Origin of the sequence: Yoonia sp. 2307UL14-13 (genome assembly GCF_037572755.1) — a bacterium.
Taxonomy (GTDB): domain Bacteria; phylum Pseudomonadota; class Alphaproteobacteria; order Rhodobacterales; family Rhodobacteraceae; genus Yoonia.
The window spans coordinates 384,882-397,740 of sequence record NZ_JBBIFZ010000002.1 but is presented as its reverse complement, the minus strand read 5'-3'; the positions used below and the strand labels follow the sequence as shown (position 1 = coordinate 397,740).

Genomic DNA, 12,859 nt, shown 5'->3' with positions numbered 1-12,859 from the left:
CATTGTCAGTTTCGAAAAAGCCTAGTTGGGGGAACGCTGACATGCAAATGCGACATTGTCTGGGCGGCAAATTGTTGCGGGTAGGGCCACGATCCCCGCTTTGCAACCATGATTAGCCGCGACACTGATATCATTTAAAATTTTCCCATTTGGTGAGCCGGCACGGCGCCCCGCGTACGCCGACTTTTCTGGCAACAGTGCAACATACAAAGGTTAATCGCGTCTTCACATTTGCGGCGCGCGGTCAATTAATGGGCGCAATGCCGGGATTTGAGTCATATGGAATTCCGATGAAAGTCCGATAGAATTCCGATCGCGTGATCACTTACAAAACAAGGCGATTAACCACGATTCGCGCCCTTTCGACGATTTGCACCGCCAAGCCCCACCGAACGTTGAGCTACAGATGCAAAAAAGGGCCCCGAAGGACCCCGTTTTCGGATCACATATTCGGATAATTCGGCCCGTCCCCACCCTGCGGCACCGTCCAGTTGATGTTCTGGGCCGGGTCCTTGATATCGCAGGTCTTGCAGTGGACGCAGTTCTGAAAGTTGATGACAAAACGGGTATCCTTACCCTCTTCCTCGACGAATTCATACACCCCGGCGGGGCAGTAACGTGCTGACGGGCCTGCATATTTCGGCAGGTTGATGTTCACGGGCACCGACGGATCTTTCAGCTGCAAGTGGGCAGGCTGGCTTTCCTCATGATTGGTAAAACTGAACGACACGTTGGTCAGGCGATCGAAAGACAGCACGCCATCGGGCTTGGGATAGTCGATCGGCTTGTGTTTGCTGGCCTCTTCGGTCGCATCCGCATCCGATTTCCCGTGCGACAGCGTGCCCAGGATACCGCCGCCGAACGTATTCATCCACATATCCATTCCGCCGATACCAAGCGACGCCAATAGCCCATACTTGGACCACAATGGTTTGACATTACGGACTTTTTTCAGATCCTTCCCAATCTCGCCTTGGCGCACTGCGGCGTCGTAACCATCCAGCAGATCCCCCTCGCGACCGGCTTTCAGCGCCTTGACCACGGCCTCTGCGGCTTCGATGCCGGACAGCATCGCGTTATGGTTACCCTTGATCCGGGGGACATTGACCATGCCCGCCGCACAGCCCAGCAGCGCGCCGCCGGGGAATTCGAGTTTCGGCATGGATTGGAAACCGCCTTCGGAAATCGCACGCGCGCCATAGGCGACGCGCTTGCCGCCTTTCAATAGGTCGGTGACCAGCGGATGATGCTTGAACCGCTGGAATTCCATATAGGGGAACAGATGCGGGTTCTTGTAGTTCAGGTGAACGACGAAGCCCACATAAACCTGATTGTTTTCAAGGTGATAGATGAACGATCCCCCGCCCGCATTTTTCTCGAGCGGCCAACCCATCGTATGGGTGACGGTGCCTTCCTTGTGCTTGGCCGGGTCGATTTCCCAGATTTCCTTCATGCCCAGACCGTATTTCTGGACATCGGATTTTGCAGAAAGGTCGTATTTCGCGATCACTTCCTTGGACAGTGACCCACGCACCCCTTCACCCAGCAGCACGTATTTGCCGTGTAGCTCCATGCCGGGCTCATACCCGTCGCCATGCGTGCCGTCGGGGTTTTTACCGAATTCGCCGGCGACGACGCCTTTGACCTCACCGTTTTCGCCATAGACCAGTTCCGAACAGGCCATGCCGGGGAAAATCTCGATGCCCATTTCCTCGGCCTGTTCAGCCATCCAGCGGCAGACATTACCCATGGAGACGATGTAATTGCCATGGTTGTTCATCAGAGGCGGCATGACAAAATTAGGGATACGCAGCTTACCCGCCTCACCCAGCATGAAAAAATTGTCTTCTTTCACCGGCACGTTCAGGGGCGCGCCTTTGGCCTTCCAATCTGGGATCAGTTTGTTGAGGCCGATCGGATCCAGCACAGCGCCTGACAGGATATGCGCGCCAACCTCGGACCCTTTTTCAAGGACGACGACATTCAAATCGGCATCCATCTGCTTCAGGCGGATCGCCGCCGACAGACCGGCAGGGCCCGCACCCACGATGACCACATCGTATTCCATGCTTTCGCGTTCAATCTCGGCCATCGATTTTTCCTCTCAACGGGGGCGACACCCCTTTTCTTTAACGAGAGCAAGGGTTACCTCATGACCCGATCCGGGGCAATCAAGACACGACGTCAAAACCGCCCGACGCGACACCACATCGCGGGCAGGCTTGACTTTTATCTGCCCCGTTGCGCTATGAACGTCCGATTGAAGCACTTTGCCTTGGGGGCAAACATGGAAAAGATACCTTTGACCCGTGCGGGGTTCGAAAAACTGGATGCCGAGCTGAAACACCTGAAATCGGTGGAACGCCCGGCCATCATTCGCGCGATCTCCGAGGCGCGCGAGCATGGCGATTTGTCCGAGAATGCCGAATATCATTCGGCCAAGGAAAAGCAGTCTTTCATCGAAGGCCGCGTGAAAGAGCTGGAAGGCGTGATTTCGCTGGCTGACGTCATCGATCCGGCCAAGCTGTCGGGTGCGATCAAATTCGGCGCGACCGTCAAGCTGGTCGACGAAGACACAGATGAGGAAAAGACCTATCAGATCGTCGGCGAATACGAGGCGGATCTTGAGAGTGGTAAGTTGAACCTGAAATCCCCCCTCTCACGGGCCTTGATCGGGAAAGAGGAAGGTGACAGCGTGGATGTACGTACCCCCGGGGGCACGCGCAGTTACGAGATTTTGGAAATTTCCTACGTTTAGGTGAGGCGCAAGCGATGGCGCAGCCCTCGGACAACGCTTCCCCTGACGGGCTGAACCGGATTGCGATCGGCTTTTCGGTAGGCTGGCTTGTGGTCGTTGGTTTGTTTTTCTGGATCCTGCCACCCGCGCGCCAGTCAGAAGGCTTTGACAGCCTGCGCTTTGTCATGGTGTTGATCGCGGTTTTCATGCCGCTCGCCATGGTCTGGCTGGCTGTGGTAGCGGCCCGCGCGGCGCGCGAGGCCAAGGATGAAGCGTTTCGCCTGCAATCCGAGATCGACCTGCTGCGGCAGGCGTTCAAGGCGCAAAATCAGGAGGAGGCGAAGCCAGCCAAAAGCAGGTTCACCACACGGCGCGAGGTATCGCGCCTGATCGTACCCAAACCGGCGCCGCAGCCAGTGGCCCAGCAAACGCTGCCATTGGATGCTGAGAAGGAAGAAGAGCCGCCGCTGGATCGCCGCGATCTGATCAGCGCGTTGAACTTTCCCGATGATGAAAACGACACGGAAGGCTTTGCAGCCTTGCGTCGTGCCTTGCGCGACCGTTCTGCGCGCCGTTTGATCCAGGCCAGCCAGGATGTGCTGACGCTGTTGTCACAAGACGGGACATATATGGATGACCTGCGGCCGGGGCCGACCAGCGCCGATCTGTGGCGGCGCTTCGCGGGCGGCGAACGGGGCGGCGTCATGGGCATTCTGGGTGGCGTGCAGGATGAGGGGCGTCTGTCCGCCGCGACCACACGGATGCGCGAAGACGCGATTTTTCGCGACACCGTGCATCACTTCCTCCGCAAATTCGACCAGATGCTGGTGACATTCTCGGAACATGCGACGGATACCGATCTTTTGGCGCTGGCGGATACACGGACGGCACGCGCATTCATGCTGATGGGCCGGGCCGCTGGCACGTTCGACTGATGGTCGACATTTTTCTTAAGACTCTGCCGTTCTTTATGTTGATCGCAGTAGGTTATGGCGCCGGGCGTACCCGGTTCTTTTCACCCGAGGCGACGGCCTATCTGACGAAATTCGTCTTTTACTTTGCCTTGTCGGCGATGCTCTTCCGATTTTCGGCGAACCTGTCACTGGCAGACATCATCAACTGGCCCTTCGTGTGGGCCTATCTGGTGGCCTCTTTCGTCGTCTATCTGCTGGCGACATTCATCGCGATGCGCCGCGGGCGTGGCGTGGCCGAGGCGGCGGTCGAGGCGCAATGCGCCGTGATCGGCAATGTCGGTTTCCTGGGTATTCCGATGCTGGTGCTGTTGCTGGGCGAGGCCGCGATTGGTCCGATCATGCTGGTCCTCGCCGTCGACTTAATCGTCTTTGGCAGCCTGATCGTGATCCTGATCACCGGGTCCCGCGATGGGCGGATGTCGCCGCGTGTCTTGGTCACGGTAGGGCGCGGGTTGATCGAAAACCCGATGATCGTGTCGATTACCTTGGGCCTGATCGTATCGGCCTACGCAATTCCGATCCCTGATCCTGTGAACGAATTTCTAACATTGCTGGGCAATGCCGCGACGCCCGGCGCCTTGTTTGCCATCGGTGCGTCGCTTGCCACGAAATCGGCTGAGCGGGTGGTCGTCGCTGGGTGGCTCAGTATATGTAAATTGGTGTTGCACCCCGCGGCAGTGGCCATCGCCGCTTTGTTTATATTCGACATTCAACCCTATGCGGCGGGCGTCATGATCGCCGCGGCCAGCTTGCCGGTTGCGGGAAATGTTTACATTATCGCGCAACACTATCATGTAGCGCCTGCGCGGGTTTCGGCGTCAATCCTGATTTCGACGATGCTGAGCGTATTGACCGTGTCGGCCGTTATTGCTTGGGTGACCGGATTGTAGTGGCGTATTGATTGGGATGTATGTGATGGAAAAGATCGCGGAAAATCGGTGTTTTGGCGGAGTGCAGGGCGTGTACAAGCATGCCTCGACCACGTGCCAATGTGACATGACCTTTGCCGTCTACCTTCCGCCCGAGGCGGCGCATCGTACCGTGCCCGTGCTGTGGTTTCTGTCCGGTTTGACCTGCACCTACGAAAACGCCATGACCAAGGCGGGCGCGCAAGCGTGGGCGGCACGATCGGGTATCGCGCTGGTCTTTCCTGATACCTCGCCACGGGGCGACGGCGTCGCGGATGATGAGGCTTATGATCTGGGCCAAGGGGCCGGGTTCTATGTGAACGCGACCGAGGCGCCGTGGCAGCCGCATTATCAGATGTGGGACTATGTCACCGTCGAGCTGCCCGCGCTTTTGCGTGAGAATTTTCCGCTGGATATGGAAAATCAGGCGATTACTGGCCACTCGATGGGGGGGCATGGCGCGTTGACCATCGCGATGTCATTGCCCGGGCGGTTCCGGTCCGTTTCCGCCTTCGCGCCGATCTGCCATCCAACCGCCGGCGATTGGGGGCGCAAACAATTCGCGGCTTATCTTGGAACGGACGAGGAAACGTGGGCGCCCTATGACGCTTCGCTATTGATGCGCGATCATGGTTTTTCGGGGCCGATGCTGATCGATACGGGCACGGATGATCAGTTCGGTGATTTGCTGGGGACTGAGCATATGGCCGCCGCCATCGCCGCCCGTCGCCAATATGCGCATATCCGGCTGCAGCAGGGCTATGACCATTCGTATTTCTTCATCGCGAGCTTCATGGAAGATCACGTCAACTTCCACGCCGATACGTTATTGTCGTGATCTATGTCGATGCCGATGCCTGCCCGGTGAAGGCCGAGGTGGAGCGGGTGGGCACGCGGCATAAGCTGAAGATGTTCATCGTGTCGAACGGTGGGATCCGCCCGTCGCAGAACCCGTTCGTGGAAACCGTGGTGGTGCCGGATGGCCCGGATGTGGCGGATATGTGGATCGCCGATCGCGCGACGGCGGGGGATGTGGTGATCACCGGGGATATCCCTTTGGCAGCGCGTTGTGTCGAGAATGGGGCGCTGGCGCTGAAGCACAATGGCGAAGCGCTGACGGCTAAGAATATCGGCAATGCCTTGGCGACCCGCGATCTGATGACTGATCTGCGCGCGGCGGACCCGTTTCGACAGGGCGGTGGCAAGCCGTTCGGAAAGGCAGATCGCGCGCGTTTTCTGGACGCGCTGGAACGGGCCGTCCGCGCTGCCGCGCGACAATGATCGCGGCGCTGTCACCGGCCCGGCTGGGCGCGCTATGTGCTTTGGTGGCGGTGATGTTCCTGTCGATCAACGATGTGGCGATCAAGTTTCTAAGCGAGGATTACGCGCTGCATCAGGTCGTGCTGATCCGATCCATCATCGGCCTGTTCGTGATCGTCGCCCTGATTGCGCCCATGACCAACGGCCGCGCGGTCGCCCGCACGAAACGGTTGAAGATGCATATTTTGCGTGGGCTTTGCGTTGTCTTCGCCAACATGACGTTCTTTCTGGGCCTTGCCGCGATGCCGCTTGCCGATGCAGTGGCGATCTTTTTCGTCAGCCCGCTGCTGATCACCGTCTTTTCGGTGATCTTTCTGGGTGAGACCGTGGGCCCCCGCCGCTGGACCGCTGTCGCGCTTGGTCTGATCGGTGTGCTGTTGATGATGCGGCCCGGCACGGAGTCGTTTCGGATCGCCTCTTTGTTGCCCGTGGCAGCGGCGGTGTTCTATGCCACGATCCACATCATCACGCGGCGGATCGGTGCGACGGAGTCCGCGTCGACGATGGCGTTCTATATTCAGGTCATGTTCATCATCGTCTGTCTGGGCTTGGGGTTGGCCATCGGTGACGGCAAATTTGGCAATCAGTCCGACCCATCACTTGCCTTTCTGTTCCGTGCATGGGCCTGGCCCGCCATGGCCGATTGGCCGCTTTTCTTGATCATCGGCGTTGGCATAGGCATTGGGGGTTACTTGATCAGCCAAGCCTATCGCGTCACCGAAGCATCCTATGTCGCCCCGTTCGAATATCTTGCCCTGCCGATGTCGGTGGTTTGGGGGATGACCATTTTCGGCGAGTTTCCCGTTATGCGGGACTATCTCGGCATGGCGCTGATTCTCGGCGCCGGGCTTTTCATGGTTTGGCGTGACGGGCGGAGGCGATAGTTTACACAAGGTCACGGTCCGCTAAGGTGATCATCCAAAGCGGTTCGAAACCCGGAGATTGTCCATGACGGTGACCATTTCGTTCGAAGACGGCGAGGTGGGTCTAGATTGGCTGGCGCTGACCGATGCGTTGGCAGAGGGGCATTTGCGGTCCAGGGCCGAGGTGGCGGATACGTTTCTGTATCAGGGTGACAACACGTTGTTGAACCGATCGGCCTGGATCGAGGGGTTGGGGATCGCCGTCAAATGCGCCACGATTTTCCCGGGCAATACCGGCCGTGGGCAACCAGCAATCGGCGGTGCGGTCAATCTGTTTTCCGCTGATGACGGCGTGCTCGAGGCGATTTTGGATTTCCATCTTGTGACGAAATGGAAGACGGCTGGGGACAGCCTGCTGGCTGCCCGGCGGCTGGCGCGGCCCGATAGCCGCGACATTCTGATCGTGGGTTCGGGCACCGTCGCCCATTCACTGCGGGCGGCTTATGGTGCGGCTTTCCCGGACGCGCGGTTCACGGTCTGGAGCCGATCCCGGCAAAGTGCGAAGGTTTTCCACAAGGCGCATCCCGACGTAACCATCGCCGACGATCTGGAAACGGCGGTGCGCGCGGCGGATATCATTACCTGTGCGACGATGGCCACCGATCCTGTCATCAAGGGGGCGTGGCTGCGGCCGGGTCAGCACCTCGACCTGATCGGGGCCTACCGTCCCGACATGCGCGAGGCCGATGATGCGGCGCTGCAAAGTGGCACACTTTTCGTCGATAGTCGGGACACCACGATCGACCATATCGGAGAATTGAAAATCCCGATCGCCGCCGGTGTCATCACCCCCGATGCGGTACGCGCGGACTTTTATCAGCCTGATGTGTTCCGCCGCACAGATGACAAAGACATCACAGTGTTCAAGAATGGTGGCGGTGCGCATCTTGATTTGATGACCTGCCGTTACATACTACGCGCCTGGAGGGCACGTCGGACAAAGTAAGGAAGACATTCGGATGTCGTGGTTGATCGTTTTAGGTTTTTTTGTCGTCCTGGCCGCGCTTCCGTTCGTTATCGAACGTTTCCGCCCCGCCATCGGCTCGACCGCGCGTCATGGGGCCAGCGGTGATTTCGCACAGCTTTCACAAGGGGTGACGCATTATACATGGGTCGGCCCGACCCGCGGCCCGATCGCGGTACTGATCCATGGGCTGGCCTCGCCATCTGTCGCGATGGAGGGTGTGGCCGAGGGTCTGGGTGCCATGGGCTATCGCGTGTTGGCGTACGATCTTTACGGGCGGGGTCTGTCTGACGCGGTTCCCGGCCTGCAGGATCGGGCCTTTTTTCTCCGGCAGCTGTCGGATCTTCTGGCACATCAGGATGCACAGGAAGAACTGACCCTGGTGGGCTATTCCATGGGCGGGTCCATCGCCGTGGCCTATGCCGCTGAAAACCCGCATCGGATCAAGCGGGTGATCACACTTGCCAGTGCCGGGGTGCAGATGGTCGAAAGCGGTTTCGCCCGGTTCTGCCGCCGAACACCGTTGCTGGGGGATTGGGTTCATGCCATGTTCGCGCGGCGACGTATTCTGAATTCGATCCCCAAGGCCGCCCGCAGGCCTGCCGTGCAACGGGTGCAGATGGCGCAAACGCAGGAATTGCACCGGCGCGGGTATCTGCCCGCGATCCTATCCAGCCGCAGGGGCATGCTGTCAGAGGTGCAAGAGGCCGAACATCGCAAACTCGCCCGTGAGGACGTGCCGCTGGTCGCGATCTGGGCGCAGAACGATCAGGTCATCCCGATCTCGGCCCTCGGTGTTTTGGCACAATGGAACCGCGCGGCCCGGCAAGAGGTGGTGGACGGCGCTGATCACGCGCTGCCCTACAGCCACGACGACGCGCTGATCGACGCGCTTCGCAATGCAATGCGCGATTGATTATTCCGGCTTGAGGTTTTTCGCCGATTCCTTGATCGCGTCGTATTGTCCGGACGGACGGAACCGCCACAGATAGTCGGGCAGAACGGCCTCCATCGCGGTCGGCGTGATCCCCAGCGCATCAAAACCCTGCGCATCGTCTGCAACCACGTTATCGACGGCCAGGTTCAGCACCTGATCCTTGGTCACTGGCCCCTTGATCAGGCCCAGCGACAGCATCCGGCCCAGCCCAAAGACGGCAGCCATGATCCGCGCGGCCCAGAATGGAATATTGATGATCAGCCGTCGTCTGCGAACGATACCCAGCATCTGTTGCATCAATTCGCGGAACGTATGCACATCCGGTCCGCCAAGTTCGTAAATGCCCGGCTGTGCCTGCCCCAGAACACCCTTGACCGCAGCCGTTGCCACATCATCCACATAGACCGGCTGGAACCGTGTGTTCGCACCGATCACGGGTAGGATCGGACCAAACCGGGCCATGCCCGCGAAACGGTTGAAGAACTGATCTTCCGGGCCAAAGATGATTGAGGGGCGCAAGATGACGGCGCCTGGCATATGTTTCAGAACGCCCGCCTCACCTGCGGCCTTTGTCTTGGCATAATCGCTGCGCGCCTGCGCATCGGCGCCGATGGCTGACAAGTGGACAAGACGGGTGACACCCATATCGGCCGCAATCCGGGCGATCCGTTGGGGCCCGTCCGCTTGCACAGCGGCGAAGGTATTCTTACCGATCTCATCCAGCACCCCGACACAATTCACCACTGCATCCGCGCCTTGGGTGACGGCGGCGACGCTGGCATCGTCGCGGACATTGCAGAAGACCGGCTCGACCTGGCCGACGACGCCGTAAGGCTTTACATGCATCGCCTCGTTCACGTTGCGCACCGCAACGCGGACGCGCCAGCCCTCTTTCGCCATGCGTCGGGCGATATAGCGACCGACAAATCCTGATCCGCCGAAGATGGTCACAAGGTTGGACATGGCTGGGTCTTTCACTGTTTGCGGGCCCGGTTTACCCCCCGCCATGGGGCCAGACAAGGCGCAATACGATTTGTCGCAAGGTCCGACCGATTTCGCGGGGAATCAGATTGACAGGCCCCGAAACGGCGCTTACATCACGCGCTCACGACACCTGCCCAGGTGGCGGAATTGGTAGACGCGCCAGCTTCAGGTGCTGGTGTCTGTATGGACGTGGAGGTTCGAGTCCTCTCCTGGGCACCAAATTCCCCGACATCGTACGCTTCAACCCGGGTCGGGAATGCGCCGTGCCTTTGCAACAGCCGGGCGGGCGAAAAACCGCTCAACATAGGCGGGCACGTTTTTCAGGTCGTGATAGCCGACGGCGTCTTTCGTGCCATAGAATTCCAGTGCATTGATCCACGGCGCGATCGCCATATCGGCGATGGAGTAATCGCCCACGATCCAGTCTTTCCCTTCCAGTTGCTGGTCGACAACGGCCAGCAAACGGATCGCCTCGTCCCGATATCGTTCTCGGGGACGGGGGTCTTCGATGTCCTTGCCGGCGAATTTGTAGAAGAACCCCATCTGCCCCAACATCGGCCCAAGGCCACCCATCTGGAACATCAGCCATTGGGTGATATGGGCCTTGTCACTGGCGGTTTCGCCCAGATATTTTCCCGATTTTTCAGCAAGATAAAGCAGGATTGCCCCGCTTTCGAAAATGCCGATCGGACCGTCCGGGCCATTGGGATCGACGATCGCCGGGATCTTGTTGTTGGGGTTCAGCGATAGAAATTCAGGGCTTTTGACGTCACTATCCTTCAACGTGACAAGATGCGGTTCGTACGGCAGCCCCATCTCTTCCAAGGCGATTGAGACCTTTACGCCGTTCGGTGTGGGAAAGGAATAAAGCTGGATTACCGAAGTGTCATTCGCGGGCCAGCGTCGTGTGATCGGAAAGGCGGAGAGATCGGTCATCAGTTTGTATCCTTTGCGCTGATAGATCCAGTTCAAGCTAAGCATCTGGACTGGAAACAAAAACCCATGGATATGTGGATTGATTTCGGTATCAATGTGCGTAGTTGCGCAGTCATCGCAAGAATGGCGCGACGTTCAAAAGTGTAGGGGGATACCAACATGATCAACGAATTCAAAGACTTCATCGCCAAGGGCAATGTCATGGACATGGCGGTGGGTATCATTATCGGGGCCGCCTTCACGGCGATCGTGACATCGCTCGTGGGCGATCTGATCAACCCGATTATCGCACTCTTTACCGGCGGAATCGACTTTTCCGGCTGGTTCTACGTGCTGGGCGATGGCGAATGCGCGTCCGTCGAGGCCTGTACCGAGGCGGGGATTTCCGTATTCGCGGTCGGTAACTTTTTGATGGCTGTCATCAACTTCCTGATCATCGCATTCGTGGTGTTCATGCTCGTCAAGATGGTGAACCGGATCAAGAACGCAGCGGAAAAGCCCGACGAGGTCGCGCCCGAGGTCGAAAGCGGCCCGTCGGAACTGGATATTCTGATCGAAATTCGCGATTCGCTGGCCAAGCAAAGCTAAGCCGCGATTGATCGAGGCCCGCCCATCGGGCGGGTCTTGTAAGTTACGATCGTTCAGGCTTTCGCGCTGCACGCAGAAAGGAACAACCCCATGAAGCTGTTGTGGTCGCTGATGGTCACGTCAAGCCTTCTGATGACGGGATGCACTTTGGAAGAGCCGACACCCGCCGCCGCTTCGCCAGAGGCGTCGGGCCTTGTCACTGTGCGCCCCTATCCGACGCCCAAAGGAACGTGCCAGGTCATCGGTGAAAACGACCTGACCGTCGAATACCTCGACGATGCGGCGATCCTCGTGGGCTGTCCGGCAACGGCGACGGACGCGATCGCGTTTCGTCTTGCCGAAGGTGGTATGCAACTGACACAGATCGGCGAATGGGTTCTTTTCTCACAGCCGTTGCGCTGACCGCGACACCCTGCCGGTCGGATACGCTTTGCCCCTTCTACGCTTTCAAGGCCAGATTGGGCGACAGCACATCGATGCCCAAGGCTTTGCCCACGGCGTAGTATGTCAACCGCCCGGCATGCACGTTCAGCCCGTTCAACAGATGCGGATCATCCTCGCAAGCCTGTCGCCAGCCCTTGTCCGCCAATGACAGCATGAAAGGCATCGTCGCATTGCCCAGCGCGATGGTCGATGTCCGCGCGACCGCGCCTGGCATATTGGCGACGCAGTAGTGCATGATGCCGTCCACCTCGTAAATCGGGTCCTGGTGCGTCGTTGCGCGCGACGTCTCGAAACAGCCGCCCTGATCAATCGCGACATCGACGAGGGCCGCGCCGGGTTTGAGATCGGCCAACTGCGCCCGTGAGATGAGCTTGGGTGCCGCGGCACCGGGGATCAGAACGGCCCCGATGATCATGTCCGCGTAACCGGCCAGTTCGATCGTGTTGCCGGCGCTGGCATAGCTGGTCTTGAAGACACCGCTGAACGTATCGTCGAGATAGCGCAGCCGGGGCAATGATCGGTCGAGCACTGTGACATCCGCCCCCATCCCCGCAGCGATCCGGGCCGCATGCGTGCCGACCACGCCGCCGCCGATCACCAGAACCCGCGCTGGGCCGACACCCGGCACGCCGCCCATCAGCACACCACGTCCGCCGTTCGCCTTTTGCAGCGTCCAGGCCCCGACCTGCGGCGCGAGCCGCCCCGCAACCTCTGACATCGGCGCAAGCAAGGGCAAACCGCCGCGATCATCGGTGACGGTTTCATAGGCGATGCAGGTCGCGCCGCTTTCCATCAGGTCCCTGGTCTGATCCGGGTCCGGGGCGAGGTGCAGGTAAGTGAACAGAATCTGTCCTTCTCGCAGCATTTTGCGCTCGACAGCCTGCGGTTCTTTCACTTTTACGACCATTTCGGCGTTGGCGAAGATATCTTCCGCCGTCGGCGCAATGGCCGCTCCGGCGGCGATATAATCCGCGTCGGGAAAACCGGCCCCTTCACCCGCGCCGGTTTGGATTGTCACCTGATGGCCGTGTGCTACGGCCTCTGCCGCGGCATTCGGGGTGATGCCGACCCGGAATTCCTGCGGTTTGATCTCTTTTGGGCAACCGATATGCATGCGCCTTCCTCCTCTTGCTGCGCGCAATAT

14 protein-coding genes and 1 tRNA gene are annotated in these 12,859 nt (G+C 59.1%); 11 read left to right on the top strand and 4 right to left on the bottom strand.

Going from position 1 to position 12,859, the window contains the following annotated elements; translation table 11 throughout:
* Positions 1–442: 442 nt before the first annotated feature.
* Entirely contained in the window at positions 443–2,092 is a 1,650-nt protein-coding gene (locus V8J85_RS09355; RefSeq protein ID WP_339953460.1) for an electron transfer flavoprotein-ubiquinone oxidoreductase, read from the bottom strand.
* Positions 2,093–2,287: 195 nt separating this feature from the next.
* Between V8J85_RS09355 and greA the strand changes: the two genes are divergently transcribed.
* The 8 genes from greA to V8J85_RS09315 all read left to right on the top strand — a co-directional run bounded on the left by greA (position 2,288) and on the right by V8J85_RS09315 (position 8,742).
* Positions 2,288–2,758: a transcription elongation factor GreA gene (gene greA, locus V8J85_RS09350; protein WP_339953459.1), complete on the top strand. Its 471-nt coding sequence runs from the start codon at positions 2,288–2,290 to the stop codon at positions 2,756–2,758.
* Positions 2,759–2,772: 14 nt separating this feature from the next.
* Positions 2,773–3,672, top strand: coding sequence for a hypothetical protein (locus V8J85_RS09345; RefSeq protein ID WP_339953458.1), 900 nt, complete (start codon positions 2,773–2,775; stop codon positions 3,670–3,672).
* Positions 3,672–4,601, top strand: coding sequence for an AEC family transporter (locus V8J85_RS09340; protein ID WP_339953457.1), 930 nt, complete (start codon positions 3,672–3,674; stop codon positions 4,599–4,601). Before V8J85_RS09345 ends, V8J85_RS09340 begins: the two co-directional genes overlap by 1 nt.
* Before the next feature lie 25 nt (positions 4,602–4,626).
* On the top strand, positions 4,627–5,457 hold the full coding sequence (gene fghA / locus V8J85_RS09335) for an S-formylglutathione hydrolase (RefSeq protein ID WP_339953456.1): 831 nt from the start codon (positions 4,627–4,629) through the stop codon (positions 5,455–5,457).
* Positions 5,454–5,900, top strand: a complete 447-nt coding sequence (locus V8J85_RS09330) for a YaiI/YqxD family protein (RefSeq protein ID WP_445285888.1) — start codon at positions 5,454–5,456, stop codon at positions 5,898–5,900. Before fghA ends, V8J85_RS09330 begins: the two co-directional genes overlap by 4 nt.
* Positions 5,897–6,823: a DMT family transporter gene (locus V8J85_RS09325; RefSeq protein WP_339953455.1), complete on the top strand. Its 927-nt coding sequence runs from the start codon at positions 5,897–5,899 to the stop codon at positions 6,821–6,823. The genes V8J85_RS09330 and V8J85_RS09325 overlap by 4 nt, the downstream gene beginning before the upstream one ends.
* A 64-nt stretch (positions 6,824–6,887) precedes the next feature.
* A complete protein-coding gene (locus V8J85_RS09320) occupies positions 6,888–7,808 on the top strand; it encodes an ornithine cyclodeaminase family protein (protein WP_339953454.1) in 921 nt (306 codons plus the stop codon).
* A 13-nt stretch (positions 7,809–7,821) separates the two neighbouring features.
* Positions 7,822–8,742 (top strand): alpha/beta fold hydrolase, encoded by a 921-nt coding sequence (locus V8J85_RS09315; protein WP_339953453.1) that lies wholly within the window; start codon positions 7,822–7,824, stop codon positions 8,740–8,742.
* Here the strand turns inward: V8J85_RS09315 and V8J85_RS09310 are convergent, their stop codons facing one another.
* Positions 8,743–9,726: a complex I NDUFA9 subunit family protein gene (locus V8J85_RS09310; RefSeq protein ID WP_339953452.1), complete on the bottom strand. Its 984-nt coding sequence runs from the start codon at positions 9,724–9,726 to the stop codon at positions 8,743–8,745.
* A 153-nt stretch (positions 9,727–9,879) separates the two neighbouring features.
* Here V8J85_RS09310 and V8J85_RS09305 point away from each other — a divergent pair.
* Positions 9,880–9,966 (top strand) — tRNA-Leu (locus tag V8J85_RS09305).
* Between the two features lie 21 nt (positions 9,967–9,987).
* On the opposite strand, the gene V8J85_RS09300 is transcribed toward V8J85_RS09305, so the two are convergent.
* Positions 9,988–10,683, bottom strand: coding sequence for a glutathione S-transferase family protein (locus V8J85_RS09300; RefSeq protein ID WP_339953451.1), 696 nt, complete (start codon positions 10,681–10,683; stop codon positions 9,988–9,990).
* Between the two features lie 159 nt (positions 10,684–10,842).
* On the opposite strand from V8J85_RS09300, the gene mscL reads away from it, so the two are divergent.
* Both mscL and V8J85_RS09290 read left to right on the top strand, forming a co-directional pair.
* The gene (mscL, locus tag V8J85_RS09295; RefSeq protein WP_339953450.1) at positions 10,843–11,271 is read left to right on the top strand and encodes a large conductance mechanosensitive channel protein MscL; all 429 of its coding nucleotides are present in this window, start codon (positions 10,843–10,845) and stop codon (positions 11,269–11,271) included.
* Between the two features lie 90 nt (positions 11,272–11,361).
* Positions 11,362–11,673 carry a hypothetical protein gene (locus V8J85_RS09290; RefSeq protein WP_339953449.1) on the top strand — a complete coding sequence of 104 codons (312 nt, stop codon included), beginning with the start codon at positions 11,362–11,364 and terminating at the stop codon, positions 11,671–11,673.
* 37 nt (positions 11,674–11,710) lie between these two features.
* Here the strand turns inward: V8J85_RS09290 and ald are convergent, their stop codons facing one another.
* Positions 11,711–12,829: an alanine dehydrogenase gene (ald, locus tag V8J85_RS09285; protein WP_339953448.1), complete on the bottom strand. Its 1,119-nt coding sequence runs from the start codon at positions 12,827–12,829 to the stop codon at positions 11,711–11,713.
* Between the last annotated feature and the right edge of the window lie 30 nt (positions 12,830–12,859).

Excerpts from the sequence above, each read along its gene's own strand:
- mscL (WP_339953450.1), top strand. The coding sequence starts at position 10,843 with ATGATCAACGAATTCAAAGACTTCATCGCCAAGGGCAATGTCATGGAC.
- V8J85_RS09310 (WP_339953452.1), bottom strand. The coding sequence starts at position 9,726 with ATGTCCAACCTTGTGACCATCTTCGGCGGATCAGGATTTGTCGGTCGC.
- V8J85_RS09355 (WP_339953460.1), bottom strand. The coding sequence starts at position 2,092 with ATGGCCGAGATTGAACGCGAAAGCATGGAATACGATGTGGTCATCGTG.
- V8J85_RS09345 (WP_339953458.1), top strand. The coding sequence starts at position 2,773 with ATGGCGCAGCCCTCGGACAACGCTTCCCCTGACGGGCTGAACCGGATT.
- V8J85_RS09340 (WP_339953457.1), top strand. The coding sequence starts at position 3,672 with ATGGTCGACATTTTTCTTAAGACTCTGCCGTTCTTTATGTTGATCGCA.
- V8J85_RS09315 (WP_339953453.1), top strand. The coding sequence starts at position 7,822 with ATGTCGTGGTTGATCGTTTTAGGTTTTTTTGTCGTCCTGGCCGCGCTT.
- V8J85_RS09290 (WP_339953449.1), top strand. The coding sequence starts at position 11,362 with ATGAAGCTGTTGTGGTCGCTGATGGTCACGTCAAGCCTTCTGATGACG.
- V8J85_RS09320 (WP_339953454.1), top strand. The coding sequence starts at position 6,888 with ATGACGGTGACCATTTCGTTCGAAGACGGCGAGGTGGGTCTAGATTGG.
- fghA (WP_339953456.1), top strand. The coding sequence starts at position 4,627 with ATGGAAAAGATCGCGGAAAATCGGTGTTTTGGCGGAGTGCAGGGCGTG.
- V8J85_RS09300 (WP_339953451.1), bottom strand. The coding sequence starts at position 10,683 with ATGACCGATCTCTCCGCCTTTCCGATCACACGACGCTGGCCCGCGAAT.
- V8J85_RS09325 (WP_339953455.1), top strand. The coding sequence starts at position 5,897 with ATGATCGCGGCGCTGTCACCGGCCCGGCTGGGCGCGCTATGTGCTTTG.
- ald (WP_339953448.1), bottom strand. The coding sequence starts at position 12,829 with ATGCATATCGGTTGCCCAAAAGAGATCAAACCGCAGGAATTCCGGGTC.
- greA (WP_339953459.1), top strand. The coding sequence starts at position 2,288 with ATGGAAAAGATACCTTTGACCCGTGCGGGGTTCGAAAAACTGGATGCC.